General features: G+C 70.2%; 22 protein-coding genes and 1 pseudogene. 10 read left to right on the forward strand and 13 right to left on the reverse strand.

Translation table 11 applies throughout. The features are described from left to right. Window positions 1-87: 87 nt before the first annotated feature. From AC07EJ_RS18485 to AC07EJ_RS18495, 3 genes and pseudogenes are all read left to right on the forward strand, one after another. Window positions 88-243: pseudogene (locus tag AC07EJ_RS18485) on the forward strand (LysR family transcriptional regulator); the annotation flags it as partial. A 294-nt stretch (window positions 244-537) separates the two neighbouring features. After that, complete coding sequence (locus AC07EJ_RS18490; RefSeq protein WP_393582091.1) at window positions 538-2391, forward strand: glycoside hydrolase family 3 protein; 1854 nt, start codon at window positions 538-540, stop codon at window positions 2389-2391. A gap of 111 nt (window positions 2392-2502) precedes the next feature. After that, window positions 2503-3147: a hypothetical protein gene (locus AC07EJ_RS18495; protein WP_478884536.1), complete on the forward strand. Its 645-nt coding sequence runs from the start codon at window positions 2503-2505 to the stop codon at window positions 3145-3147. A 36-nt stretch (window positions 3148-3183) separates the two neighbouring features. Here the strand turns inward: AC07EJ_RS18495 and AC07EJ_RS18500 are convergent, their stop codons facing one another. From AC07EJ_RS18500 to AC07EJ_RS18515, 4 genes are all read right to left on the reverse strand, one after another. Then, on the reverse strand, window positions 3184-4611 hold the full coding sequence (locus AC07EJ_RS18500; RefSeq protein WP_389477213.1) for a S28 family serine protease: 1428 nt from the start codon (window positions 4609-4611) through the stop codon (window positions 3184-3186). Between the two features lie 101 nt (window positions 4612-4712). Then, the gene (locus AC07EJ_RS18505) at window positions 4713-5105 is read right to left on the reverse strand and encodes a hypothetical protein (RefSeq protein ID WP_389477210.1); all 393 of its coding nucleotides are present in this window, start codon (window positions 5103-5105) and stop codon (window positions 4713-4715) included. Window positions 5106-5223: 118 nt separating this feature from the next. Further along, window positions 5224-8955: an ABC transporter ATP-binding protein gene (locus tag AC07EJ_RS18510; protein WP_478884537.1), complete on the reverse strand. Its 3732-nt coding sequence runs from the start codon at window positions 8953-8955 to the stop codon at window positions 5224-5226. Window positions 8956-9119: 164 nt separating this feature from the next. Further along, entirely contained in the window at window positions 9120-10040 is a 921-nt protein-coding gene (locus tag AC07EJ_RS18515; RefSeq protein ID WP_389477204.1) for a serine hydrolase, read from the reverse strand. A gap of 212 nt (window positions 10041-10252) precedes the next feature. Here AC07EJ_RS18515 and AC07EJ_RS18520 point away from each other — a divergent pair, with 212 nt between their 5' ends. The 4 genes from AC07EJ_RS18520 to AC07EJ_RS18535 are packed head-to-tail and all read left to right on the forward strand — an operon-like array spanning window position 10253 to window position 12462. Then, a complete protein-coding gene (locus tag AC07EJ_RS18520; protein WP_478884538.1) occupies window positions 10253-10846 on the forward strand; it encodes a type VII secretion target in 594 nt (197 codons plus the stop codon). Between the two features lies 1 nt (window position 10847). After that, window positions 10848-11108, forward strand: coding sequence for a hypothetical protein (locus tag AC07EJ_RS18525; RefSeq protein WP_478884539.1), 261 nt, complete (start codon window positions 10848-10850; stop codon window positions 11106-11108). After that, entirely contained in the window at window positions 11072-11986 is a 915-nt protein-coding gene (locus AC07EJ_RS18530; protein ID WP_478884540.1) for a hypothetical protein, read from the forward strand. The genes AC07EJ_RS18525 and AC07EJ_RS18530 overlap by 37 nt, the downstream gene beginning before the upstream one ends. Then, window positions 11983-12462: a hypothetical protein gene (locus AC07EJ_RS18535; protein WP_389477197.1), complete on the forward strand. Its 480-nt coding sequence runs from the start codon at window positions 11983-11985 to the stop codon at window positions 12460-12462. Before AC07EJ_RS18530 ends, AC07EJ_RS18535 begins: the two co-directional genes overlap by 4 nt. Window positions 12463-12542: 80 nt before the next feature. Here AC07EJ_RS18535 and AC07EJ_RS18540 read toward each other — a convergent pair whose 3' ends face one another. Both AC07EJ_RS18540 and AC07EJ_RS18545 read right to left on the reverse strand, forming a co-directional pair. Then, window positions 12543-12929: a hypothetical protein gene (locus tag AC07EJ_RS18540; RefSeq protein ID WP_478884541.1), complete on the reverse strand. Its 387-nt coding sequence runs from the start codon at window positions 12927-12929 to the stop codon at window positions 12543-12545. Next, window positions 12926-13258 (reverse strand): hypothetical protein, encoded by a 333-nt coding sequence (locus AC07EJ_RS18545; protein ID WP_389477193.1) that lies wholly within the window; start codon window positions 13256-13258, stop codon window positions 12926-12928. The genes AC07EJ_RS18540 and AC07EJ_RS18545 overlap by 4 nt, the downstream gene beginning before the upstream one ends. Window positions 13259-13465: 207 nt before the next feature. Between AC07EJ_RS18545 and AC07EJ_RS18550 the strand changes: the two genes are divergently transcribed. Beyond that, window positions 13466-14815 (forward strand): tetratricopeptide repeat protein, encoded by a 1350-nt coding sequence (locus tag AC07EJ_RS18550; protein WP_389477191.1) that lies wholly within the window; start codon window positions 13466-13468, stop codon window positions 14813-14815. A gap of 76 nt (window positions 14816-14891) precedes the next feature. On the opposite strand, the gene AC07EJ_RS18555 is transcribed toward AC07EJ_RS18550, so the two are convergent. From AC07EJ_RS18555 to AC07EJ_RS18565, 3 genes are all read right to left on the reverse strand, one after another. Further along, a complete protein-coding gene (locus AC07EJ_RS18555; protein ID WP_389477189.1) occupies window positions 14892-16565 on the reverse strand; it encodes a thiamine pyrophosphate-binding protein in 1674 nt (557 codons plus the stop codon). Continuing rightward, window positions 16562-17542: an agmatinase gene (speB, locus tag AC07EJ_RS18560; RefSeq protein ID WP_389477187.1), complete on the reverse strand. Its 981-nt coding sequence runs from the start codon at window positions 17540-17542 to the stop codon at window positions 16562-16564. Before speB ends, AC07EJ_RS18555 begins: the two co-directional genes overlap by 4 nt. A gap of 72 nt (window positions 17543-17614) precedes the next feature. Further along, entirely contained in the window at window positions 17615-19105 is a 1491-nt protein-coding gene (locus tag AC07EJ_RS18565) for a sodium:solute symporter family protein (protein WP_389477184.1), read from the reverse strand. Between the two features lie 188 nt (window positions 19106-19293). On the opposite strand from AC07EJ_RS18565, the gene AC07EJ_RS18570 reads away from it, so the two are divergent. Both AC07EJ_RS18570 and AC07EJ_RS18575 read left to right on the forward strand, forming a co-directional pair. Beyond that, window positions 19294-20820, forward strand: coding sequence for a PucR family transcriptional regulator ligand-binding domain-containing protein (locus AC07EJ_RS18570; protein ID WP_478884542.1), 1527 nt, complete (start codon window positions 19294-19296; stop codon window positions 20818-20820). A gap of 62 nt (window positions 20821-20882) precedes the next feature. Next, a complete protein-coding gene (locus tag AC07EJ_RS18575; RefSeq protein WP_478884543.1) occupies window positions 20883-21680 on the forward strand; it encodes a phosphatase in 798 nt (265 codons plus the stop codon). Here AC07EJ_RS18575 and AC07EJ_RS18580 read toward each other — a convergent pair. The 4 genes from AC07EJ_RS18580 to AC07EJ_RS18595 form a co-directional block, all read right to left on the reverse strand. After that, window positions 21664-22662: a cation diffusion facilitator family transporter gene (locus tag AC07EJ_RS18580; protein WP_478884544.1), complete on the reverse strand. Its 999-nt coding sequence runs from the start codon at window positions 22660-22662 to the stop codon at window positions 21664-21666. The two genes, AC07EJ_RS18575 and AC07EJ_RS18580, sit on opposite strands and share 17 nt — an antisense overlap. Before the next feature lie 66 nt (window positions 22663-22728). Next, entirely contained in the window at window positions 22729-23610 is an 882-nt protein-coding gene (locus tag AC07EJ_RS18585) for an acyl-CoA thioesterase (protein WP_362902212.1), read from the reverse strand. Between the two features lie 36 nt (window positions 23611-23646). Beyond that, window positions 23647-24804 carry an acyl-CoA dehydrogenase family protein gene (locus AC07EJ_RS18590; RefSeq protein WP_383885252.1) on the reverse strand — a complete coding sequence of 386 codons (1158 nt, stop codon included), beginning with the start codon at window positions 24802-24804 and terminating at the stop codon, window positions 23647-23649. Window positions 24805-24973: 169 nt separating this feature from the next. Continuing rightward, window positions 24974-25561 carry an SACE_7040 family transcriptional regulator gene (locus AC07EJ_RS18595; protein WP_389477175.1) on the reverse strand — a complete coding sequence of 196 codons (588 nt, stop codon included), beginning with the start codon at window positions 25559-25561 and terminating at the stop codon, window positions 24974-24976. Window positions 25562-25601 lie beyond the last annotated feature (40 nt).

A 25601-nucleotide genomic window follows, 5' to 3' on the forward strand; every position in this document is an offset into this window, starting at 1 on the left:
GATCTGAAGCGGCGGCGCTCCGCGTCGCACACCTGGGACGCGATTCCTCCTCGGCGTGAACGCCGGGGCATGGTGAAGGGGGCGGACGGCGTCGTCGCGGTGCCGCTGGATCCCATGCCCGTACGGCACTTGTACGCGCTGTGGCGGACGGGGGCGTCGCGCAGGCCGGCCATCGCGGAGGCGGTCCGGACGCTGCGGGAGCGGTGGGGAGAAGTCACGGCTGAGCGGGATCGGGCTCGCTGACGGGAACTCACCGCGGAGCGGGATCGGGCTCGTAGGGAACCCGCTCGCGTACCGCTCCGTCAGAACGGCATGCTGCCGGAGAGTCTCCGCCGTGCGGTGTCGGCCTCGCTGCTGGCTGCGCATGCCGACCGCCTCTCCGCCGCCTGCGGCCGGCAGCACGCCGTCACCGGCGCGCCCCCTCCTCAGCGCCGGTGACGGCCCCACCCCCAGCCCTTCTGCCGCCCCGGCTGTGCACACCCTTGACTGGCAGAAACTTTCCGGATATTCGTGAGCCTCGGAAGTTTCTTTCAGGGTATGGATCACCAGTTCTCCTCCGGAAGGAGTGCGCACGTGCACCACAACCTGTCCAGACGCACCCTGCTCGCAGCCGCCACCGCGGGCGCCGCCGCAGTCACCCTGTCCGGCGTCCCGGCCCAGGCCGACGACGCGTCACGCAAGGGCAAGGACGCGCGGCTCAAGGCGCTCATCTCCCGGATGAGCCTCGAGGAGAAGGTCGGCCAGCTCTTCGTGATGCGGGTCTACGGCCACTCCGCGACCGAACCCGACCAGGCCGACATCGACGCCAACCTCGCGGAGATGGGCGTCCGCACCGCCGCCGAGCTGATCGACAAGTACAAGCTCGGCGGCATCATCTACTTCACCTGGGCGCACAACACCCGTGACCCGCACCAGATCGCCGACCTGTCGAACGGCATCCAGCGCGCGGGCCTCGCCCAGCAGAGCCGCATCCCGCTGCTCATCTCCACCGACCAGGAGCACGGCATCGTCTGCCGCGTCGGCGAACCCGCGACGCTCTTCCCCGGCGCCATGGCCATCGGCGCGGGCGGCTCCCGCTCCGACGCCCGCACCCTGGGCCGGATCGCCGGCGCCGAACTGCGCGCCGTCGGCATCCGCCAGAACTACGCGCCCGACGCCGACGTGAACATCAACCCGGCCAACCCGGTCATCGGTGTGCGCTCCTTCGGCGCCGACCCCGAGGCCGTCGCGGGCCTGGTCGCCGCCGAGGTCAAGGGCTACCAGAGCAGCGACATCGCCTCCACGGCCAAGCACTTCCCCGGGCACGGCGACACCGCCACCGACAGCCACTTCGGCTTCCCGATCATCACGCACACGCGCGAGCAGTGGCAGCAGATCGACGCCCCGCCGTTCAAGGCCGCGATCGCCGCAGGCATCGACTCGATCATGACCGCGCACATCATGGTCCCCGACCTCGACGGCTCGGGCGACCCGGCGACGCTCTCGCACCCGATCATGACGGGCATCCTGCGCGAGGAACTCGGCTTCGAGGGCCTCATCGTCACCGACTCCCTCGGCATGCAGGGCGTACGCGACAAGTACGGCGACGACCGCGTACCGGTGCTCGCCCTGAAGGCGGGCGTGGACCAGCTCCTCAACCCGCCCTCCCTGGAGGTGTCCTGGAACGCCGTCCTCGACGCCGTGAAGGGCGGCGAGCTGACGGAGGCGCGCCTCGACGAGTCGATCCTTCGCGTCCTGCGCCTCAAGGAGAAGCTGGGCCTGTTCGACGAGCCGTACGTCACCGGCCGCGGCGTCGACAAGACCGTCGGCACCCGCGACCACCTGGCCACCGCCGACCGCGTCGCCGAGGCCACCACGACGCTCCTGCTCAACAAGAACCGGCTGCTCCCGCTGTCGCGGCGCACCCACAGGAACATCCTCGTCGTCGGCGCCGACCCGGCCTCGCCCTCCGGCACGACGGGCCCGCCCACGACGACACTCGGCCAGGCCCTGACCGAACTCGGCTTCACCGCCACGGTGTTGTCGACCGGGACCGCGCCGAACCAGGCGAAGATCGACGAGGCGGTCGCCGCCGCCAAGGGCAAGGACGCGGTCCTGGTCGGCACGTACAACGTCACCGCGGGCAGCGGTCAGCAGCGGCTCGTGAACGCCCTGGCCGCCACCGGCGTCCCGGTCGTCGCGGTCGCGATCCGCAACCCGTACGACATCGCGCAGGTGCCCGGCGTGGGCGCCTCGCTCGCCGCGTACTCGTGGACGGACGTCGAACTGCGGGCCGCGGTACGGGTGATCGCGGGCCGCGCCAGGCCGCGGGGCAAGCTGCCCGTGCCCGTGCAGCGCGCCGACGATCCGGCGCAGGTGCTGTACCCGATCGGCTACGGGTTGTCGTACTAGACGTACGACGCACACCCGGCGCACCACCCCCAACTGGCCCAAACCACCCTGCACACCTGGCGTGCGCTCGCCCCGGCGGGTCACGCTGGGGTGTGTATCGGGGGGATTGCCATGCTTGCGTGGAACAGTGCGCGGTGGGTGGGGGCGGTGTGCGCGGCGTTGCTCGCCGTGGCACTCGCGGGGTGTCTCGTGGGGTGTCAGGGGTCGCCGGACGCGGGGTCCGGCGGGCCTTCGCCGGGGGCGAGCCGGTCACCGTCGGGGTACGGGGCGGTGTTCCTCGCCGTGGACGAGTGCAGCTCGCGGGGGCGGGACACGTTCACCGAGGTGCCGTGCCGGAGCGAGCGGGCGGTGGCGCGGGTCACCGCGCGCTACGACGGAAAGGCGGCGGCCGGGCCGATGTGCCCGGCCCGCACCGACTTCGTCCTGCACATCAGCGAGAGCCGGCCCGCGCCGGACGGGACCGGCGGAACCGACGCCGGCGAAATCCCGCAGGGCTACGCCTGCATGCACAACCTGGAGCCGCCGCACCCCGGGGATCCGGGGGGCGGCGGCGGGCCCCGCACGATCGTCGGGGACTGTCTGTACGCGGCGGGCCGCGGCCAGGTGCGCGAGACCGCCTGCGACGGCTCCGGCCGGGAGAAACCCCGGTACCGGGTGGCCGTCGCGGCGGTCGACCGCGCCAAGTGCCCCTCGGTCACTGCGTTGTACGTGACGCTGGGCGGGTCCGAACCGGTGGGATGCGCGGTCCGGGTGTAGCCCCGACGGTTGCGGTCGGGGTCGAAACGAGAGGCCCTACGGCCGCAGGGTCAGCTCGCGCTGGACGTCACGCTTGTCGAGCTTGGAGTCGTACGGGGCCAGCGGCTTGGCGGCCTGCGCGGCGGGGGCGGAGACGCCGGCCCACTTCAGGATCCGCTCCGTGGCGAACGCCTTGTCGTCGGCGTTCAGACCGGCGACGTTCGCCCCGTGGTTGGCGCCAGGGGCGGTGAGCACGTACGAGTCCGTCGAGTCCTTGCCGGGGCGGAACCGCTCGGCGCCCCACGGGTCGTTGGAACCGTAGACGTACAGCATCCGCGTCGCGTGGTGGCGCACCCAGGAGTCCACGTCGCGCATCGCCGACGGCTGGAACTTCATCGGGATGGAGCGCGGCACGAAGTTGCGCGGCGGCTGGTAGCCGTAGCGCGACATGTTGCCCAGCCAGGGCTGCTTGATGTCGGGCGAACCGAGCTGCGTACCCGCCTGGTAGTAGTACGGCGTGTACGTGGCGAGGCTCTGGTCGGCGTACGAGGACCAGCCGCCGACCGCGTCGACGTAGTCGAAGAGCGCCTGGTCCGTGACCGTCTTGGCGTCGGGCACCTCGGCGCACGCCGTCTGCGACGGCTGGTACTGCCAGAAGCCCCACACCAGGTCGAGGACCGTGGCCTCGTAGGCCTTGTCCAGCGAACCGACCGTATCCACGGTGTAGTTGTTGGCCTTCAGGTAGTCCGCGTACTTCTTCTCCAGGGCATCGCGGCGCACCAGCGTCTCGCGCTGCACATTCTGCAGCGCCACGCGGCAGTCCTTCGGGCCGACGGTCTTGAAGAAGTCGTCGTACGCCGAGTCCTCCTTGTTCACCACGTCGTTCGGCGCGACGTACGCGACGACGCCGTCCATGTCGCGCGGGTAGAAGCGCTCGTAGTACGTGGCGGTCATGCCGCCCTTGGAACCGCCGGTGGTCAGCCAGTTCTTGCCGTAGACCGGCTTGAGGGCCTGGTAGATGGCGTGCTGGTCACTGGCCGCCTGCCAGATGTCGAGCTTGGACCAGTCGGCCGGCGCGGGCCGGGACGGGGTGAAGTAGCGGTACTCCACGGAGATCTGGTTGCCGTCGACGATGCGGGTCGGCTCGCTGCGGCTGGGCGTCGTGGAGACGTTGTAGCCGCTGGTGAACATGACCGTGGGGCGGCTGACGTCCTTGTGCAGCACGGTGATGCGCTGCTGGAAGGTGCCCTTGGACGGGTGCCGGTGGTCGACCGGCTGGGTGTAGTTGAGGACGAAGTAGCGGTAGCCGGTGTAGGGCTTCTCCTCCACCAGGCTCATGCCGGGTATGGCGAGGAGCCGGTCCTTGATATCGGTACTGGTGTCGGCGGCCGCCGGCCGGGCCTGAGCGGCGGTGGCCGCTGTGGCCGTACTCACGGTGCCTATCAGCACCACGAGTGCGAGCAGCCATCTCAGCGCGTTGCGCATGCATACTCCCCTGTAGAACACAGATGCGCACCGGAACCTAGCGGAGGAACATCTGTTCTGTCAGGGGTTCTTGGTGTTCTGTCAGCGCACGGGGCGCGCGTTCAGCAGAGGATCCAGCCCGAGCTCACCGACGCCCCGCGGACGGCGCCCCTCACCCACACGCAGCGGTGGCCCGCGTGGACGGTCACCGGGCCCGCGTGGTGCGTGTAGCGCCCGCTGTCCTGCACGGGCCTGCTGCCGCGCGCCTGCACGCTGACCGACATCGTCTGCCGTACGCCGTCGCGCTTGGTGAGGGTGTACGCGCAGAGGTAGTTGCCGCTGCGGTAAATGAGCGTCTTACCCGTGGAGAACGGGAGGGTACGCACCTTGTGGCCGGGGCAGATCGCCGCGGCCTGGGCCGTGCCGGCGGCGGGACCCGCGAGGGCCAGCAGCGCCGAGGAGGTCAGTACGGCTGCCGCTGCCGCCAGCCGTCTGCGTATGCCGCCCTCGCTCATGCCTCCACCCACCGTCGCCCCTCCAGTCACGTGTGCCACAGCGTACTGATGAACGGACGCGACACACAGGGCCGGTGGTTGCGCGAAACACAGGCCGGTGCTTGCGCCGCACCCGCCGTCACCGCGAAGAGCTGATCTCCGCCTCGGGCTCGGGCTCGCCGACGAAGGTCCGCCACAGCTCGGCGTAGCGCCCGCCGAGTGCGAGGAGCTCGGCGTGCGTGCCGTCCTCCGCGACGCGCCCGTCGGCCATCACGACGACCCGGTCGGCGCGGGCCGCGGTGGTGAGGCGGTGCGCGACGACGAGGGTGGTGCGCTTGCCCGCTATCCGGTCGGTGGCCTGGTTGACCTGGGCCTCCGTGGCGAGGTCGAGGGCGGCGGTCGCCTCGTCGAGCAGCAGGATGTCGGGGTCGACGAGCTCGGCGCGAGCCAGGGCGATCAGCTGCCGCTGCCCTGCGGACAGGTTACGGCCGCGCTCGGCGACCTCGTGGAGGTAGCCGCCCTCAAGGGTGGCGATCATCTCGTGCGCGCCGACCGCGCGGGCCGCCGCCTCCACCTGGGCGTCGGTGGCGTCGGGACGTCCGTAGGCGATGGCGTCGCGCAGGGTGCCCTGGAAGAGGTACGCCTCCTGCGGTACGACGCCGAGGCGGTGGCGGTAGCTCGTCAGGTCGAGGTCGCGCAGGTCGGTGCCGTCGACGGTGACGCGGCCGGACGTCGGGTCGTAGAAGCGGGCGACGAGCTTGACGAGGGTCGACTTGCCCGCGCCGGTCTCGCCGACGAAGGCGACGGTCTGCCCGGCGGGGATGCGCAGGGCCACGTCGCTGAGTGCCGCCTCCTGTTCGTCCGCGGCCCCGTACGCGAAGTCCACGTCCTCGAAGACGATGTCGCCGCGCAGGGAGAGGACGTCGAGGGGTTCGTCGGCGTCCTTCGTGGACGTCGGCTCCTGGAGCAGCTCCTGGATGCGGCCGAGCGAGACAGTGGCCTGCTGGTAGCCGTCGAACACCTGGGAGAGCTGCTGCACGGGCGCGAAGAACAGGTCGATGTAGAGGAGGTACGCGACGAGCGCGCCGGTCGTCAGGGTGCCCGCCTCGACCCGGCCGGCGCCCACCATCAGGACCGCGGCCGCGGCGACCGACGACAGGAACTGGACGAACGGGAAGTACACCGAGATCAGCCACTGGCCGCGGATACGGGCGCTGCGGTAGGCGCCGCTGCGCTCGGCGAACCGTTCGGCGCCCGAGCGCTCCCGCCGGAACGCCTGCACGATCCGCAGCCCTGCGACGGACTCCTGGAGGTCGGCGTTGACCACCGAGACGCGCTCACGGGCGAGCTCGTACGCCTTGACGCTGGAGCGGCGGAAGAAGAACGTGCCGACGATCAGCGGCGGCAGCGTCGCGAAGACGACGAGAGCGAGCTGGACGTCGATGACGAGGAGGGTGCCCATGATGCCGAAGAAGGTGACGACGGAGACGAAGGCGGTGACCAGGCCCGTCTGGAGGAACGTCGACAGGGCGTCCACGTCGGTCGTCATGCGGGTCATGATGCGCCCGGTCAGCTCCCGCTCGTAGTAGTCGAGTCCGAGCCGCTGGAGCTGGGAGAAGATCTTCAGGCGGAGCGAGTAGAGGACCCGCTCACCGGTGCGTCCCGTCATGCGGGTCTCACCGATCTGCGCGCACCACTGGACGAGGACGGTGACCAGACCGAGCGCGGCGGCCGCCCACACGGCGCCGAGCGCGAGCTGCGAGACGCCCTCGTCGATGCCGTGCCGGATCAGCACGGGAAGCAGCAGGCCCATGCCGGCGTCGAGGGCGACCAGGGCGAGGCTGACCAGCAGGGGCGCGCCGAAACCGCGCAGCAGGCGGCGCAGCCCGTACGACTCCTCGGGCGTCACCGCGCGCGCCTCGTCGATGTCCGGGACGTCGGTCGCGGCGGGCAGGGCGTCGACCTGAGCGAGCAGCTCGGGCGTCGCGGGCATCCCGGAGAGCGCGGTGTCCTTCGGCTCACGGTCGCCCGTCCACAGGGTGGGCGTGATCCCGCGCTCGGCGTCGAACTCGGCGTCCAGCTCGTCGCGTACGGAGGTGTCCTCGTCGGGGAGCGCGGGCGCGACGTGGCCCGGCGAGACCCCGCCGAGCTCGTCGGGGTCGGTGAGCAGGCGCCGGTAGAGGGCCGATCCGGCCTCCAGCTCCTCGTGGGTGCCGATCGCGGCGAGGCGCCCGCCGTCGAGGACGGCGATGCGGTCGGCGAGGCCGAGGGTGGAGCGGCGGTGGGCGATGAGAAGAGTGGTGCGGCCGGCCATGACGCCGCGCAGCGCCTCGTGGATCTCGTGTTCCACGCGCGCGTCGACCGCGGACGTGGCGTCGTCGAGGACGAGGAGGCGGGGATCGGTGAGGATGGCGCGGGCGAGCGCGACGCGCTGGCGCTGGCCGCCGGAGAGCGTGAGGCCGTGCTCACCGACGGTCGTGTCGTAGCCGTCGGGGAGCTCGGCGATGAAGCGGTCGGCCTGGGCCGCGCGGGCCGCCGTCTCGATCTGCTCGTCGGTCGCGTCGGGGATGCCGTACGCGATGTTCGCGCGGATGGTGTCGGAGAAGAGGAAGGAGTCCTCGGGCACGAGACCGATGGCGGCCCGCAGCGAGTCGAGGGTCAGTTCGCGCACGTCGTGGCCGCCGACGAGGACGGCGCCGTGCGTGACGTCGTAGAAGCGCGGCAGGAGCAGCGAGACGGTGGACTTGCCGGAGCCGGAGGAGCCGACGACGGCGAGGGTCTGGCCGGCCGGGATCTCGAAGGAGAGCCCGTCCAGGACGGCCCGGTCGGCGCCCTCGTACGAGAAGGACACGTCGTCGAACTCGACGGTCGCGGGCGCGTCGGCGGGCAGTTCCTTCTTGCCGTCCTCGATGGACGGCTCCGTGTCGATCAGTTCGAGGACGCGCTCGACGCCCGCGCGGGCCTGCTGGCCGACGGTCAGGACCATGGCGAGCATGCGGACGGGGCCGACGAGCTGGGCGAGGTAGCTGGAGAACGCGACGAACGTGCCGAGCGTGATCTGGCCGCGGACGGCGAGCCAGCCGCCGAGCGCGAGCATCGCGACCTGGCCGAGTGCGGGCACGGCCTGGAGCGCGGGCGTGAACTTGGAATTGAGCCGGATGGTGCGCAGGCGCCCGGCGAACAGCCGCCGCCCGACCTCCCTGAGCTTCCCGGTCTCCTGGTCCTCCTGCCCGAACCCCTTCACGACGCGCACGCCGGACACGGCCCCGTCCACGACCCCGGCGACGGCGGCGGCCTGCGCCTGCGCGAACCAGGTGGCGGGGTGGAGCTTGGAGCGGCTGCGCTTGGCGATGAACCAGAGGGCGGGGGCGACGGCGAGCGCGACGAGGGTCAGCGGCAGGGACAGCCACGCCATGATCACGAGGGAGATCACGAAGAGCAGGACGTTCCCGATGGTCATCGGGAGCATGAAGAGCAGGCCCTGGATGAGCTGGAGGTCGCTGGTCGCCCGGCCGACGACCTGGCCGGTGGACAGCTCGTCCTGGCGGCGGCCGTCGAGCCGGGTGATCGTCCCGTACATCTCGTTGCGCAGGTCGTGCTGGACGTCGAGCGCGAGGCGGCCGCCGTAGTAGCGGCGGATGTAGGTGAAGACGTAGACGACGAGGGCGGCGCCGATCAGGGCGCCCGCCCACGGGCCCATGGAGCGGGTGTGGTCCGTGACCACGTCATCGATGATCACCTTGGTGATCAGGGGCACCAGCGCCATGACGGCCATGCCGCCCAGGGACGCGCCCAGCGCGAGCACGACGTCCTTCGGGTACCGCCACGCGTACCCGGCAAGACGCCGGCCCCAGCCCCGTTGCTCCGCCACGTCTGTCCTCCTGTTGTCCTGACCTGCCCAGAGGGCCAACGCGGAGACCGGCGGATTTCATCCCGCCGCAACAAATCGGGGAGCAGACCGGGACCAAGGTCCGAGCCGCCCTGGTCCTCAGGTCCCGGTTCTGGTCCCGGTTCCGGTTCCGGTCCCGATTCCGGTCAGCTCTCGGGCACCGCCACGAACGCCTCCTTGGGCGTATTGGTCGGCGTGTAGCGGGACGCCGCCGGGGCCGTCGGCGTCAGATCCTTGTGGATCACCTTGGCCACGCCCTGGATCGTGTTCACCCCGTAACTCATCGTGCTGTTGCCGTGGGTGAGCACCGAGATCGTGTAGTCGTGGCCGCCCCCGCTGAACGCGCCGATGCTGTGTACACGCCAGCCGTGCGTGGAGCGCTGGAGCCACCCGTTCTTGACGTGCACGGCGACGGACGAGGGCGCGCCGGCCGGGGTCCCCCACCGCTGCGAGGACACGACCTTCCCCATGAGCTTGAGGATGTAGGCGCGGGAGTTGTCACTGAGGACGGAGTTCTTGGCGGTGACCAGCGACAGCAGCTTCTGCTCGTCCGTGACATTGATCTGGGTCAGCCCCCAGTAGCCGCCGGACCCGGGCACGGTCCGCGTCATCCCGGCGGCGGCCAGGAACCCCTTCACCTTGGCGGTGCCGAGCTGCTTCCACAGACTGCTGGTGGCTGCGTTGTCCGACTTGGTGATCATGGCGGTGGCGAGATCGGCCTCGCGCGTCGTCAGATACCGGTTGGTCTTCTTGGCGTCCCAGAGCAGCGTGGCGAGAACGGTCACCTTCACGACGCTCGCCGAGTCGTACGAGGACGTGGCGCGCAGCGAGCACGTGGTGTTGGTGGTGCGGTCGTGGAGCCCGACGGCGACGGTCCCCGAGCGCGAGGCGAGGGCGGCGGTGATGTCCTTCTGAAGCTTCGCGGCGAGGCCGGCCTTGTCGGAGGTGCAGGTGACCTGCGGTGTGGTCGCGGCGGACGCGGGCGCGGCGCCCGCGACGAGCGGCACGAGGACTCCGGCGGCGAGCACCGCCGGGAGCACGCGGGCGCGTGTGTGTATTCGGTTCATTCGCTGAGTCATGCGGGTCCCCCCTGGAACGGAACGAGCACGCCTCGATCGAGCGCACTCGCCTCACATGACTCTTGGGTGGGGGCGGATGGTTGTACGAGATGCATCCGTGAACGCCCCTCGACCTGCACTGATGAGAAGGCGTTTGATGGCGCCTGATTCGCTTCCGTTAAAGTCGCTCGCGAAGACAGAGGTACGGGGGGGTGCATCGCGTGAGCGACAGCAAAACGGGCAACGGCACGTCAGGGAACACGGTGGAGGGGGACGACAAGCTTCCCGAACCGCCCCAGACGCAGCTTCCGATATCGCCGGACGAGGCAGCCAAGCACCACAGTCCCGCGACGGCAGGGCTGGCCACTGCGCCGCCCGCTGACAGCTATAGGGACCCGCTGGAAATCCAGCCGCTACCGACAGGTGACCCACTCCTGCCCCGCCCATCCCCTCTGCTGCCGCCGAAGGGCACCCCTGACCCGAACGGCAAGGATCGGCTGCGGATCGCGCCGTCCATCCTGCGCAAGGCGGCACGCCACACGGACGAGGTCCATGAAGCCTTCTACAAGGCGGCGGCGTCACTCGAAGGGCCGGCACTCACAGCGGCGAATGGACTGTCGGGCTGGGACTCGAAGCTTGGCATAACGCTTGCTCACAAGAACTGGGAGAAGCAGGCCGGTACGGTCACGGGCTGGCTGGCGCATATCGCAGCAAGCCTTCGGGGCAGCGCTGACAGCTACCACAAAACGGATGGCGCTGTTCGGGATGATCTGAACCAGGTGCGCCGCCCCAAGTCGAGTCTGGACGGTCTCTGAAATGCCCGCGTTCTACCGCGAGTTCATGGACGCGGACATCACGGGCCTGGACAGCCTCGCCGACCAGCTCAGCACCCTGCACAAGGACATCAAGGGTCTTCCTCAACGTGTCCATGGCGAGGTCCTCGTCCCGCTGCGCAACAAGGGGTACTGGGAGGGCGCTGCGGCCCCGTACGCCTGGCGGATGATTGACGACATGCAGCGGCGGACAAGGTCGTCGAGGCCATGCGCGGAGTCGTCGAGGACGCCGTCGGTGAGGTGAAGGCCGTACGCCGCGATCTGGCGGCGGCGGTAAAGCACGCCACGGGCAAGGGGATGTACGTCGATGGGAATGGCGATGTCTCGCCCGACATCATCGACGGGATATGTAAGCCAATCGAAAAGGGCTCGGAGGACGAGCGGGCGATCAAGGCGGTCCAACGGGAGATTGCACACCTCTGCGGGCGTGCCGTAGCCGCTGACCGCAATCTGGCCTTCAGCCTCATGTCCGACGTGGGACTCGGCGAGTGGTTCAACGACAAGCCGAAGCATACGAATATCGACACCACGGACAAGATCGGTGAGGACGAGTACAACGCGCTCGGTCGAGCTATGCAGGGCAAGGACCCCTACCCGCTAACGCAGGGCGACTCTCCATACTCACTCGGCGGGAACTGGGTCACCGGAGAGGGATCGCGCGACAAGGAATTCGCAGCGGGCGACAAGATGACGGAGCTGATCCGCTCCAGTGAGAGCATGAAGCAACTACGCCTCGACACGTTGCACAAGTGGCGAACGGACGGAAACGACTCCGGAGCTGTGCGCTATTCGATCTCCGAGAGCGGCAAGCTCGGCGCGTTCAAGAAACTCGTCACCACGGATATTCCCGCCATCGTCACTGGCGACAAGGACCACTTGGGGGAGGCGTTCGTCGGCTCGTACTCCCTCGGCTACGACGTCAAGGGCGAAGATCCGGACGGCTCACTTGTCGTCGAGTACACACTCGACAACTCGACGAGCAACGCATCGTTCTTGCACTACGTCGGCTACTACGACTGGTTGGAGAAGACGAACCGCGAGTCGGGACCATTCTCCTCCGTCGACCAGAAGATCGTTTGGACCGAGCGCATCCCGGCCCAGTCGCACAAGGGGTCCCAGTGAACAAGAAATTCCTCTGTGCTGGGGTCGCACTGGCCGCCGCGCTTGCCGGCGGGCTGTTCGTGGGCTGCTCGTCGGATACGTTCGAGCGGTGCGTGCCGGGAAAGTCCGCGGAGGTCAACTCGGCCGATCTGGAGGGCAGTTACCGGGGTTCGGGCGACGCTGACAGAAGCACGATCACCCTCAAGACGACTCCTGGTCAGTTCGGCGGCACGATGACGGTGCGCAAGTGGCCGAGCAGCGACTTCCCGAGGTACGGCAAGGACCAGACGTTCGACGGCTCGGGCACCTGGCAGGTCGACAAGACGGCCGACTCCGGTAAGTACCCGATGGTCCGACTCTCCTTTGACGAGCCGGATGCGCTCACCACTGTCAACACGGTCGACCTCCTTTCAATCGGTGTCGACTCGAAACGTACTGCCCTCTACGACGAGGCCGACCCGGACACGTGCCCGGCTTTCCGGTTGGAGCGCGGATAGCGCATGCCTGCGACCGAACCGTGTGATGCTTCGGCATACCTCATTCGCGTACCGGCCACAGAAATGCCCGGCGGAACGGATCAGTCCGCGGCGCTGGCGCCGTCGTCCGCCTCACAGGCGTAGTCACCGCGGTCGGGAGCGGGGAGTCGTTCACCCCGACTCAGCGCGATGCGGTGCACGTCGCGCAGCGACTCGGCCAATCGAGATGCCAGAAAGTGGAGTTGGGGCGCGGTGGTGTTGCCTGCGCCTTCGCCTTCGCCTTCGCCGAGGAGATCGGCGGCATGGTCGAGGAGTTCTTCAGCCATGTCGAGCTGAACGGACTCGACGTTGTCGGCTACGCGGGAGAGGTGGCTATGACTGTTGGCGGTACCGTCGCCGACGAGGTAGCAGGGGTTCCCGTCCAGGTTGGACCAGGGCAGGAGGCGGGCCAGGGTGACGGTTGTGGCGTCGTGGCTCCGGTAGATCACGCGACCACCTCGACACCGTGGATGCGGCGCGGGCCGATGTCTACGCCGTGCACGGCGAGCCATAGGGCGCGGCGGCGGGCGCGTTGGCGCTTCGCCTGCTCGTGTTGCTCGTGGGCAAGGTCGCGTCGCTCGTGGGCGAGGAGGTACGGGCGGACGAGTCGGGAGTCCTCGCCGCGGAGCGGGGCCGTGTGCGGGGAGGGGCGGCGGGGCGGGGCGGGGACTGCGGGTTCGGGGCTGAGCGGCTCTCCGGCGTCCTGCCGGTGACGCCCCGAGGCAGGGACGAGTAACCGCAGCATCGGCTCCACGAGGCGGGCGATATGGTGCAACACGTCTTCAACTCCTGGTTAGTTGAGGGCCATGCCCCCGGGCCGTCTCCAGCGGTCGCGGGGGTCTTCCGTTTCGGCCGAGATCGCTCGGCGCCTGTGCAAGAGGTAACCGCCCAGACACCCTCCGCAGGTACCGTTGGGAGACGGTGCGACCGTGAACACCGTGAACGCCGTCGTCGAATGCCGCGGAATCTGCCAGGAGTTGAGGACATGGCACGGAAGCGCACTCCCAATCCCGCCCTGGACAACCTGCTTGACCAGGCGCGATGGACCAGGACCCAGCTCGCACAGCAGGTGAACCGCCTCGGCCCCCAGGCAGGACTCGACCTGACGTACGACCGCACTGCAGTCGCGCACTGGATCGCAGGAGCCCAACCGAAATCCCAGGTCAGGGCACTGATCGTCGAAGCTCTCTCCGCGCGGCTCGGACGGCCCGTCACCCATGCGGAGGCCGGCCTGAAGCCTGCTCCGTCCCTCACGGAGGTGCGTCACACCGACACTGTCGAGGAGTTGATCGACCTCGGAAGGGCAACGATGGATCCGTCCCGCCGCAGCATGCTGGCTGCCACAGTCTTCTCCGCTGCGCTTTCAGTGCCCGCGTTCGCCCTGCCCGCACGAGCAGCCGACGAACAAGTCACCCCAGGCAAGAGGACCGTTCGCATCGGCTCTTCACAGGTGCAGTCGATTCGCACCATGACCGAACGGATCGCGGACATCCTCGACGAACTCGGAGCCGGGCACGCGTTGCCCATGGCATCCGCGTTTCTCGTCAACACCGTCGGCCCCTGGCTCCAGGCGCAGTCCACGGAATCGGTCCGCAAAGAAATGCTGGCAGCCGCATCCGATCTCACGTACCTGACCGGATGGATGGCGATGTACGAGAAGGCCCACGGCCTCGGACAGCGCTACTACGTCCAAGCCCTCGGCCTGGCCCGTGAGGCGGAGGACCACATCACCTACTGCAGGACCCTGCGCGGCATGTCCCTCCAGGCCTCCAACCTGGGATACGGGCCAAAGGCTCTGGAGCTCGCGGACTCCGCAGCGGAAGCCGCACCCACGGCGGGCCCACGTCTCGTGGCATTCCTGCGCGGTCAGCAAGCCCATTCCGCGTCCATGGTCGGATTCAGGCACCAAGCGCACGCCCGCCTCAAGGAGGCGGAGGACGCCCTGTCGAAAGCAGACAACCGCAGGGACGCGATCGGCGGCTACGACCAGACCGCCTATCTCTTCCACGTCTCCCATGTCCTGTACGAGGAAAAAGACTTCAAGGGCTCGATCAGGGCTCTCAAGCAGTCGATCCGGCTTCAGCCCCAGCAGGAACGCCAAGGGCGTGTGCACTCCTACGCGGTCCTCGCGCAACGCCAGCTGCGCCTCGGCCACCTCGACGCCGCCTGCGAGAGCTGGTCGCGATTCCTGGATGAGTACGAACATGTCTCGTCCAACCGCGGAGACGATCACTTCCACACGATGAGCGCAGACCTGCGTCGGCACCCAACTGCCCTCCCTGTACGCGAACTTGCGCTCCGAGCGCGCGATGTGGCGGCAGCCAAAGCGGCCTAGGGCCCGCAAACGCCAACGGCCCCCGGGAAGACATCTCCCGGAGGCCGCCGCGTGAACGACCGATCGGCTGATCGCCTCAGCCCAGATGCGTAGGCGCGAACATCTTCAAAAGCGCCGGTAGCACCACGACCGACGGGCCCGGCTCCGCGAGCGCCTTGGCCAGGTCGTCCCGCAGCGTCTCCGGGGACGTCCGTACGCCCGTGACCCCGAACGACTCGGCGAGCGCCACGAAGTCCGGGCGGGAGAGTTCCGTTGCCGTGGCTTCGCCGAACGCGTCCGTCATGTACTCGCGCAGGATGCCGTAGCCGCCGTCGTCGACGATCAGCCACGTCACCGGCAGGTTGTACTGCTTCGCCGTGGCCAGTTCCGCGATCGAGTACATCGCGCCGCCGTCGCCCGAGACCGCGAGGACCGGCTTCGACGGGTCGGCCGCGGCGGCGCCGAGCGCGGCCGGGAAGCCGTAGCCGAGGCCGCCCGCGCCCTGCGCCGAGTGCAGCGCTCCAGGCCACGCCGACCAGGCCCAGTAGGCGAGGATCGTCATGTCCCAGAAGGAGGGGGAGGAGGCCGGGAGTGCAGCCCTCACAGAACCCAGGATCTCGCGCTCGAAGGCCAGGTCCTGGCCGTCCAGGCGTTCGCGGACCGCGGAGAGAAGGGCCGCGACCCGCTCGGGAGCCGAAGGGTCGTGCCGCTCCGCGACCGTCTCCAGGAGCGCCGAGAGCGCCAGGCGCGCGTCCGCGTGGATACCGAGCGCCGGATGGTTGGACTCCAGCTTTCCGGCGTCCGCCTCGATCTGGATCACTCGGCCGCGCGGCGCGAACGTGTGGTAGTTCGAGGAGAGTTCGCCCAGGCCGGAGCCGACGACGAGCAGGACGTCCGCGTCTTCCAGGAGGTCCGTCGTGTGGCGGTCCTCCATCCACGACTGGAGCGAGAGCGGGTGTTCCCAGGGGAACGCGCCCTTGCCGCCGAAGGTCGTGACGACGGGGGCGTCGAGGCGCTCCGCGAGGGCTACCAGCTTGCCGCTCGCGTCCGACCGTACGACGCCGCCGCCCGCGATGATCACGGGACGGGAGGCGCGCGACAGCAAGTCGGCGGCCACAGCGGTCAGTTCGGGGCGGGGCACCAGCTCGCGCGGCGTCGCGTCCATCGCCGTCACGACCGGAAGGGTCGTCTCCGCGAGGAGTACGTCCTGCGGGATCTCCACCCAGACCGGGCCGTGCGGCGCGGTGAGGGCGGACTCCCAGGCGGCGGCGATCGCGGACGGGATCTGCGACTGGGTGCGGACGGTGTGGACGGACTTGACCACGTCCCGGAACGAGGCCTGCTGGTCGCGGAGTTCGTGCAGATAGCCGTGGCGTCCGCCGCCGAGCCCGGCGACCGGGATCTGGCTGCCGATGGCCAGGACCGGCGCCGACGCGGCCGCCGCCTCCTGGAGCGCGGCGAGCGACATCAGCGCGCCGGGTCCGGTGGAGAGCAGGAGGGGCGCGACCTCACCGGTCACGCGCCCGTAGGCGTCGGCCGCGAAGCCCGCGTTGTTCTCCACGCGCAGGCCCACGTACCGCAGGTCCGAGCGGCGCAGCGCGTCGAACATGCCGAGCGCGTGCTGGCCGGGGAGCCCGAAGACGGTGGACGCGCCGAGGCCGTGCAGCGTTTCGACGACGAGGTCACCGCCGTTCCGCCCGGCGGGCGGGTTGAGGGCGGCCTCGGTCTGCGCCGCGGTGGGCAGCAGTTCCAGGTCGTGGTCGTGCGTCACTTGGCGTCTGCCTCCTGACGGCTCGACGCGATCTGGCGGGACATGATCGTCGTCAGCTCGTACGCGGTGTGCGAGGCGGCGACGGCCGTGATCTCCGCGTGGTCGTAGGCCGGGGCGACCTCGACGACGTCGGCGGAGACGAGGTTGCAGGACGACAGGCCGCGCAGGATCTCCAGGAGCTCGCGCGAGGTCATGCCGCCGGCCTCGGGGGTGCCGGTGCCGGGCGCGTGGGCCGGGTCGAGGCAGTCGATGTCGATGGAGATGTAGAGGGGTCGGTTCCCGATGCGCTGGCGCAGCTGGTCGGCCACCTCGTCCGCGCCTCGGCGGTAGATGTCCGCCGAGGTGACGATGCCGAAGCCCATCTTCTCGTCGTCGGTCAGGTCCTGCTTGCCGTAGAGCGGGCCACGGGTGCCGACGTGGGAGAGGGCGGAGGTGTCGAGGATGCCCTCCTCGACGGCGCGGCGGAACGGGGTGCCGTGCGTGTACTCGGCGCCGAAGTACGTGTCCCACGTGTCGAGGTGCGCGTCGAAGTGGAGCAGCGCGACCGGGCCGTGCTTCTTGGCGACCGAGCGCAGGAGCGGCAGCGCGATGGTGTGGTCGCCGCCGAGCGTCATCATGCGGGCGCCCGAACTCAAAAGATCATCAGCGGCGGCCTCGATCGTCTCGACGGCCTCGTTGATGTTGAACGGGTTGGCCGCTATGTCACCGGCGTCCGCGACCTGCGCGAGGGCGAACGGGGAGGCGTCCTGCGCCGGGTTGTAGGGGCGCAGCAGCCGGGACGCCTCGCGGATCGCGTTGCCGCCGAAGCGGGCGCCCGGCCGGTACGAGACGCCCGTGTCGAAGGGCACGCCGACGACGGCCACGTCCGTGGTGCCCACCTCGTCGAGGCGGGGCAGCCGCGCGAAGGTGGCGGGACCGGCGTACCGCGGGACGCGGGAGGAGTCGACCGGACCGCGGGGCGTCTCGTTGCTGCTCATGCGAATTGCCTTCTTTCCTACGCTTGTTGGCGCCGCGCAGCCCTTGGCGGGGCTACGCGGCGCTTTTCGACTTTACTGAGTGGCGGTGGCCGGCTCCGCGTCCGTCACCGCGTCCGTCTCCGCGTCGGCCCCGCGCCCCGCGAGCCGCTCGCGCCAGGTGGCGAGCACCGCGGCGTCGGTCGGCTTGGTGGCGAGGGAGACGATGACGTAGGCGGCGAGGGACAGCAGGAGGCCGTAGTAGACGGGCTCGTTGGCGAGGATCCCGTAGCCCCACATCAGGCCGATGACGGAGAGTCCGCCGACGGTGACGGCGGCGAGGGCGCCGGCCACGGTGCCGCGCTTCCACAGCAGTCCGCCGAGGATCGGCACGAGGAGCCCGCCGACGAGCAGGTTGTAGGCGACGGTCAGCGCCTCGACGACGTTGTTGAGCGCGATGGCGATACAGATCACCGCGACGCCCATGATGAGGATGAAGACGCGGTTGCCCTTCACCTCGTCGTGCGGTTCGTCGGACGACTCGCTCTTGCTGCCGACGACGCCCTTCAGGCGCGACCAGATGTCGTTGTTGGCGACGGTCGCGCAGGCGATCAGCGCGCCGGACGAGGTCGACATCACGGCGGCGAGCGCGGCGGCGAGCACCAGGCCCCGCACGCCGATGGGGAGCTCGTCCTTGACTATGGTCGCGAACGCGGCGTCGGCGCTGGGCAGCTTCGGGTACATGACCTTCGCGGCGGTGCCGATGACGGCGCCGGCGACGGCGTAGACCAGGCAGTAGGTGCCCGCGACGGTGCCGCCGATGCGGGCGACCTTGTCGCTGCGGGCGGTGAACACGCGCTGCCAGATGTCCTGGCCGATCAGCATGCCGAACGTGTAGATGAGCACGTACGTGAAGATCGTCTCGCCGCCGATGCCCAGCGGGTCGAAGTACTCGGTGGGCAGCTTGGCCTTCATCTCGCTGAAGCCGCCGGCCTTGATGACGGCGATCGGCAGCAGCAGGAGCAGCACGCCGATGGTCTTCACCACGAACTGCACCATGTCGGTGAGGGTGATGGACCACATGCCGCCGAGCGTCGAGTACGCGACGACGATGGCGCCGCCCAGGATGATCGCGACCGTGCGGGGCATGTCGAACAGCACGTCGAAGATCGTGGCGTAGGCGATGGTCGAGGTGACGGCGAGCATCAGCGTGTACGCCCACATCACGACACCGGAGATGACTCCGGCCCGGCCGCCGTAGCGCAGGTCGAGCATCTCGGAGACGGTGTAGACCTTCAGGCGGGCGATGCGCGCCGAGAAGAACACGGACAGCGCGAGCAGGCCGAGGCCGATGGTGAAGACCATCCACGCGCCGGACAGGCCGTACTGGTAGCCGAGGCCCACGCCGCCGATGGTGGAGGCGCCGCCGAGAACGATCGCGGCCATGGTGCCGGAGTACATCATCGGGCCGAGCCTGCGGCCCGCCACGAGGAACTCGCTCTTGGACTTGGCGCGGCGCATGCCCCACCAGCCCATGGCGAGCATGCCGACGAGATAGACGACGATCACTGTGTAGTCGACGGCCATGTGGCAGTCCTCCTTCGCGCACCTCAGTGGCGTGTCGTGCAGATGGGGAGAGAGCGGGGGTGACCGGCCGTGGGGACATCCGCCCGTACCCGAGGCCTGCGGTCGGCACGACCTTAGGTGGCCTGAAAGCAACGCTGAAGTGTACTTTTTATCCACCCTCTCGCGACTGGATGGAGAAAACATCCACCATGCCGGACGCAACCCGGCCGGCGGCGGGCCCGTCGGACCCCCTGAGACCGCCCGCTCCCCCCGCTCCCCCAGCACCTGCCGTCCCGCCGACTCCGCCGGTGCCGCTCACCGCGCTGCTCGCCCGCGAGGACCTGGGCCTGCGCCAGATCGCGGGCCCGCCCGTCGGCCCGGACACGGTGATCCACTGGGCGCACACGTCCGAGATGGCCGACCCGTACCCGTATCTGCTCGGCGGCGAGCTGCTGCTGACCGCAGGGGTGCACGCGACGGAGGCGGCGGGCACGGGCCCCTATTACGACGACTATGTGGCGCGGATCGTCGCGGCGGGCGGCGTGGCGCTCGGCTTCGGAGTCGCGCCGGTGCACGACACGGTGCCGCGGGCCCTGGTCGAGGCCTGCGAGCGGCACGGGCTGCCTCTCCTCGAGGTACCGCCGCACTCCACGTTCAGCGGGGTGACCCGTGCGGTGTGGCAGCTGATGGCCCAGGCACGGCACGCGGAACTGCGCCGGGTCAGCGAGGCGCAGCAGGGCCTCGCCACGGCGGCGGCACGGCCCTACCCGGTGCCCGCGGTGCTGCGGCAGCTGGCCCAGCGCACCGGCGGCTGGGCGGTGCTCACCGCACCGGACGGTTCGGAGGTCGGCCGGGCGGGCCCCGACCCGACGGCCGAGGTGAGCGCCGCGATGACCCAGCTGATGCGGATCGTCCGCCCCGGCGAGACCCGCCTCTTCCCCGCGCCCACCTCGGCGGCGGACTCGGTGGGCGGCGCGCATCTGGCGGCGTACGCGCTGGGCGGCGGCGAGGGTTACGCGCTGGGGACGGCGGTCGGCCGGCGCGACCCCGGCGATCACACGATCGCGGGGGTGGCGGTGGTCCTGCTCTCCCTGCTCACGGGCGAGCACCAGACGACGGCCGAGGCGGCGCGCTCGGCGGCCCTGGTCCGGCTCCTGCTGGGCGAGGAGCCGTCCGGTGTCGCGGCGCTGCTCGGCGGCGGCACGTGGCGGGTGGTCCACGCCGCGCCCGACCATCCGTCCCCGCCCCCCGTCTCCCTCGGCACGCCCCTGGTCGACACCACCGACTCCCTCGTACGCGCCCTGCTGCCCGCGGACCAGGAGGTCATCGCCCAGGAGGGCTGGGTGATGGGGGTGAGCGGTGCGGCTCCCACGGACGACCTGGCGGCAGCGAGCGCGCAGGCCTCGCGCGCCCTGATCCGGGCGAAGGCGACCCGCGCGACGCTCGTCCATCACCACGTGGACGCGCGGGGACTCGCCTCGCTCCTCGACCCCGGGGAGGCGACGGCCCACGCCCGGACGCTCCTCGCCCCGATCGCCCACACGCCCGCGCTGACCGAGACGCTGCGTACCTGGCTTTCCCTGCACGGGAGTTGGGACCGTACGGCCACCGCGCTCGCCGTCCACCGCAACACCGTGCGCCAGCGCATCGCGAAGTGCGCGACGCTCCTGGACACCGACCTGGACGACCCCGACGTGCGCATGGAGCTGTGGTTCGCTCTGCGCCACGCGGAGTGACGCCCGTCCCACCCCCCGGGACATCGGGGCCCGTCACAGCGCCCGACGGCACAATGGGGTGCATGCCGATACCCGGGACCCCCAGCCGCGCCGCGCTCGTCGACCATCTGATCCGCACCCGCATCGCGGGCGACGTGGCCACACCCCGCGACAACAACCTCTCCCACTACCGCAGGCTCGCGAACGGCGACCGCCATTACTGGCTCGGCCTGGAGCTCGGCGACCGCTGGAGTGACGAGCAGGACGTCCTCGCGGTGATGGCGGAGCGCTGCGGCGTGAACGACGATCCCGAGTACCGCTTCGGCCAGGACACCATCGACCCGCAGCTCACGGTCGACGCCCTGGAGCGCATGGGCGCCCGGCTGCGCAAGGCGGCGGCCGGCAAGGAGCGCGTCCTGTTCGCGACCGGGCACCCGGGCGGCCTCCTCGACGTGCACCGCGCGACGGCCGCGGCGCTGCGCACGGCGGGCTGCGAGATCGTCGTGATCCCCGAGGGGCTCTCCACGGACGAGGGCATGGTCTTCCAGTTCGCGGACGTGGCGATGCTGGAGCGCGGCGCGACGCTGTGGCACACGCATTCCCCTGACCCCATGGCGCGGATCCTGGACGGCCTGGAGCGCGAGGGCCGCCCGCTGCCGAACCTGGTCGTCGCCGACCACGGCTGGGCGGGCTGCGCGGGGCAGCGCGGTATCGACTCCGTCGGATACGCGGACTCCAACGACCCGGCGCTGTTCATCGGTGAGGCGGAGGGCACCCTTCAGGTGACGGTGCCGCTCGACGACCACGTCACGAGCCCGCGCCACTACGACCCGATGACGGCGTACCTCCTCGACGCGGCGGGCCTCAGCCCCACGGGTTGAGCCCCTCCTCGCGCCGCTGCGCGAAGCCGGGCGTCGGGTCGAGGTAGACCCGGGTCACGTTCGGGAACCGCTCGCGCAGCCGGCGGGCCGCCTCCTCGCAGGCCCACTCGACCTGCGCGGCGGTGGAGGTGTCGCGCAGGTCGACCTTCGCCGCGACGAGCGCCTCGCGCGGCCCCTGGACGAGGGTGGTCAGTTCGAGTACGGCCTCGATGTGCTCGACACCTGCGAGGATTTCGCGGATCTTCAGGCGGACCGGCTTGGGCAGCGGGCGCCCGATGAGGAGTTCGGCGTTGGACCGTCCGAGGACCCAGGCGACGTACAGGAGCAGGGCGCCGATGCACAGGGAGGCGATGGCGTCCCAGACGCCGGAGCCGGTGAGCTGACCGCCGAGCAGTCCGCCCGCGGCGAGGACCAGGCCGACGAGGGCGGCCGCGTCCTCCATGACGACGGCCTTGACGGCGGTGTCGGGGGTGCGCTGCAGATATCGGCCCACGGGCGCCCCCATGCGCTCGGCCTCGCCCCGGGCCTGCTTGATGCCCGTCCGCAGCGAGAAGCCCTCCAGGAGGAAGGCGAGGGCGAGGACGATGTACGAGATGAGCGGGTTGCCGAGCTCCTCGCCGGCCACCAGGGTGTGCACGCCGTCGTAGATCGAGAAGACGGCGCCGCCGACGAAGGTGGCGACGGCGGCGAGCATGGCCCAGATGTAGCGCTCGGGCCCGTAGCCGAGGGGGTGCTCCTCGTCCGCGGGCTTCTCGCTGCGCTTGAGCGCGGTGAGCAGCAGCACCTCGGTGACCGTGTCGGCGACCGAGTGGGCGGCTTCGGAGAGCATGGCGCTCGACCCGCTGATGATTCCGGCGACGGCCTTGGCGACGGCGATCCCGAGATTGGCGGCGGCCGCCACGAGGACGGTGGTGACGCTCTCGCCCCCGCCGTTCTCCTCCGTGTCCCCGGCCGTCCCACTCTGCTCAGCGCTCGTGCCCATGCAGGTGACGGTATGTCCGATCGCCACGCGCCGCGAACCACGCCGGCCTGATCCGGACGAGAGGCGCTAGCGCGGGACGCGGACGACGCCCTCCTGGATCACGGAGATTGCGAGCTGTCCGTCGCGGGTGTAGATGCGGGCCTGGCCGAGGCCGCGCCCGCCCGACGCCGACGGCGACTCCTGGTCGTACAGGAGCCATTCGTCCGCGCGGAACGGCCGGTGGAACCACATCGCGTGGTCGAGCGAGGCGCCGACCACGTCGCCCACGGCCCATCCCCCGCGCCCGTGCGCGAGCAGCACGGAGTCCAGGAGCGTCATGTCGGAGACGTACGTGGCGAGGCAGACGTGCAGCAGCGGCTCGTCGATGACGCCGTCGAGCTTGCCGTTCGTACGGAACCAGACCTGCGAGCGCGGCTCCTGCGGGGTGCCCACGCTGCCGAACGGCGGCGCGTCCACGTACCGCAGGTCGACGGCCTCGCGCGCTTCGAGGAGGCGCTCGGCGACGCCCGGCTCGACGAACGCGTCGGCGTAGCGCGGCAGCATCTCGGCGGCGGTGGGCAGCGTCTCCGGGTCGGGCGCGGGCGGCATGGCCGCCTGGTGCTCGAGCCCGTCCTCGTACGTCTGGAAGGACGCCGAGAGATGGAAGATCGGCTGCCCGTGCTGGACGGCGACGACGCGGCGCGTGGTGAAGGAGCGCCCGTCGCGGATCCGGTCGACCGTGTAGACGATGGGCGCGCCGGGGTCGCCGGGCCGCAGGAAGTACGCGTGCAGCGAGTGGGCGTGCCGGTCACCGGGGACGGTGCGCCCGGCGGCGACGAGCGCCTGGGCCGCCACCTGTCCGCCGAAGACCCGGGGGACGACGGCGGAGCGGGACTGCCCGCGGAAGATGTCCTGCTCGATCCGCTCGAGGTCGAGCAGATCGAGCAGGGACTCCAGTGCCTGATTCATACAGCCAGTTCTACAGAAGGCGGAGGGACGGGTGGGTTACAGGCCCATGTCCTTCGCGATGATCGTCTTCATGATCTCGCTGGTGCCGCCGTAGATGCGGTTGACGCGGTTGTCCGCGTACAGGCGGGCGATCGGGTACTCGTTCATGAAGCCGTAGCCGCCGTGCAGCTGGAGGCAGCGGTCGATGACGCGGTGCGCGACCTCGGTGCAGAACAGCTTGGCGGAGGCGGCCTCGGCGGGGGTCAGCTCGCCCGCGTCGAGGGCCTCGAGGGCGCGGTCGGCGACGGCCTCGGCGGCGTCCACCTCGGCCTGGCAGGCGGCCAGTTCGAACTTGGTGTTCTGGAAGGACGCGACGGGCTTGCCGAAGACGGCGCGCTCCTGGACGTACTCCTTGGCGAACCGGACGGCGGCCTTGGCCTGCGCGTAGGCGCCGAAAGCGATGCCCCAGCGCTCGGAGGCGAGGTTGTGGCCGAGGTAGTAGAAGCCCTTGTTCTCCTCGCCGAGGAGGTCCTCGACGGGGACCTTCACGTCGACGAACGCGAGCTCGGCGGTGTCGGAGGTCTTCAGGCCGAGCTTGTCGAGCTTGCGGCCTATCGAGTAGCCCTCGGACTTGGTGTCCACCGCGAAGAGGGAGATGCCGTGGCGGCGGTCCTCGGCGGTGGGCGCGTCGGTGCGGGCGCAGACGATCACCTTGTCGGCGTGGACGCCGCCGGTGATGAAGGTCTTGGCGCCGTTGAGGACGTAGTGCGTGCCGTCCTCGGAGAGCTTGGCGGTGGTCTTCATGCCCGCGAGGTCGGAGCCGGTGCCCGGCTCGGTCATCGCGAGGGCCCACATCTCCTCGCCGGAGACGAACTTCGGCAGGAAGCGCTTCTTCTGCTCGTCGGTGGCGAGCATCTTGATGTACGGCAGGCCGAGCAGCACGTGCACACCGGAGCCGCCGAACTGGACGCCCGCGCGCGAGGTCTCCTCGTACATCACGGCCTCGAACTTGTACGAGTCGATGCCGGCGCCGCCGAACTCCTCGGGCACGCGGATGCCGAAGACGCCCAGCTCGGCGAGCTTGTAGTAGAAGTCGCGCGGGGCCTGCCCGGCCGCGAACCACTCGTCGTAGACGGGCACGACCTCGGCCTCGATGAAGGCGCGGATGGTGTCCCGGAACGCCTCGTGGTCCTCGTTGAAAACGGTACGGCGCACGACCTGCTCCTTCGGAAACGGCATCACTGCACGACTAAGCGCTTGCTCAGCTTAGGTTACCCGCCAGTTTCTGGAGCGTCCAGAGACGCACGTCACGCCTGGGCGCCCAGGGCCTCTCGTTTGGATCAGGCCGCATCAGGCGAGCCCGGCATGATCCAAACGAGAGGCCCTAGGCCGCCGCGAACGCCCCGCGCGCCATGCGGTGCAGCAGCCCGGCCGTCGCCTCGCGGCCGGGCAGTCCGCCGGACCTGCCCAGGTGCGGAGTCGAGTTCAGCAGGCCGAAGACGGCGTGCACGGCGGCCCGCGCGGGCTGCTCGGCCAGGTCCGGATAGACCTCGCGCACCGCCTCGACCCACAGCTCGACGTACTGGCGCTGGAGCTGACGCACCAGCTTGCGGTCGCTGTCGCGCAGGCGGTCCAGCTCGCGGTCGTGCAGCGTGATCAGGGGGCGGTCGTCGAGGGCGAAGTCGATGTGCCCCTCGATGAGCGAGTCGAGCAGCGCCTCGGGGTCGCCGCCGCCGGACTCGGCGAGCCGGCGCTTGCCGCCGGTCAGGAGCCGGCCGCTGATGCCGACGAGCAGCTCGGCGAGCATCGCGTCCTTGCCCGCGAAGTGCCGGTAGAGCCCGGGGCCGCTGATGCCGACCGCGGCGCCTATCTCGTCGACGCCGACCCCGTGGAACCCGCGCTCGGCGAAGAGCCGCGCGGCCTCCTTGAGGATCTGCTCGCGGCGGGTGAGGGCGTCGGTTCTGGTGGCCATGAGGTAATTCTAGACAGCGACGTTAGCGGTCGTTAACCTG

This window comes from Streptomyces sp. NPDC045026, assembly GCF_056432625.1.

Excerpts from the sequence above, each read along its gene's own strand:
- AC07EJ_RS18490 (WP_393582091.1), top strand. The coding sequence starts at position 538 with ATGGATCACCAGTTCTCCTCCGGAAGGAGTGCGCACGTGCACCACAAC.
- AC07EJ_RS18495 (WP_478884536.1), top strand. The coding sequence starts at position 2,503 with ATGCTTGCGTGGAACAGTGCGCGGTGGGTGGGGGCGGTGTGCGCGGCG.
- AC07EJ_RS18500 (WP_389477213.1), bottom strand. The coding sequence starts at position 4,611 with ATGCGCAACGCGCTGAGATGGCTGCTCGCACTCGTGGTGCTGATAGGC.
- AC07EJ_RS18505 (WP_389477210.1), bottom strand. The coding sequence starts at position 5,105 with ATGAGCGAGGGCGGCATACGCAGACGGCTGGCGGCAGCGGCAGCCGTA.
- AC07EJ_RS18515 (WP_389477204.1), bottom strand. The coding sequence starts at position 10,040 with ATGAACCGAATACACACACGCGCCCGCGTGCTCCCGGCGGTGCTCGCC.
- AC07EJ_RS18525 (WP_478884539.1), top strand. The coding sequence starts at position 10,848 with ATGCCCGCGTTCTACCGCGAGTTCATGGACGCGGACATCACGGGCCTG.
- AC07EJ_RS18530 (WP_478884540.1), top strand. The coding sequence starts at position 11,072 with ATGCGCGGAGTCGTCGAGGACGCCGTCGGTGAGGTGAAGGCCGTACGC.
- AC07EJ_RS18550 (WP_389477191.1), top strand. The coding sequence starts at position 13,466 with ATGGCACGGAAGCGCACTCCCAATCCCGCCCTGGACAACCTGCTTGAC.
- speB (WP_389477187.1), bottom strand. The coding sequence starts at position 17,542 with ATGAGCAGCAACGAGACGCCCCGCGGTCCGGTCGACTCCTCCCGCGTC.
- AC07EJ_RS18565 (WP_389477184.1), bottom strand. The coding sequence starts at position 19,105 with ATGGCCGTCGACTACACAGTGATCGTCGTCTATCTCGTCGGCATGCTC.
- AC07EJ_RS18570 (WP_478884542.1), top strand. The coding sequence starts at position 19,294 with ATGCCGGACGCAACCCGGCCGGCGGCGGGCCCGTCGGACCCCCTGAGA.
- AC07EJ_RS18575 (WP_478884543.1), top strand. The coding sequence starts at position 20,883 with ATGCCGATACCCGGGACCCCCAGCCGCGCCGCGCTCGTCGACCATCTG.
- AC07EJ_RS18580 (WP_478884544.1), bottom strand. The coding sequence starts at position 22,662 with ATGGGCACGAGCGCTGAGCAGAGTGGGACGGCCGGGGACACGGAGGAG.
- AC07EJ_RS18585 (WP_362902212.1), bottom strand. The coding sequence starts at position 23,610 with ATGAATCAGGCACTGGAGTCCCTGCTCGATCTGCTCGACCTCGAGCGG.
- AC07EJ_RS18595 (WP_389477175.1), bottom strand. The coding sequence starts at position 25,561 with ATGGCCACCAGAACCGACGCCCTCACCCGCCGCGAGCAGATCCTCAAG.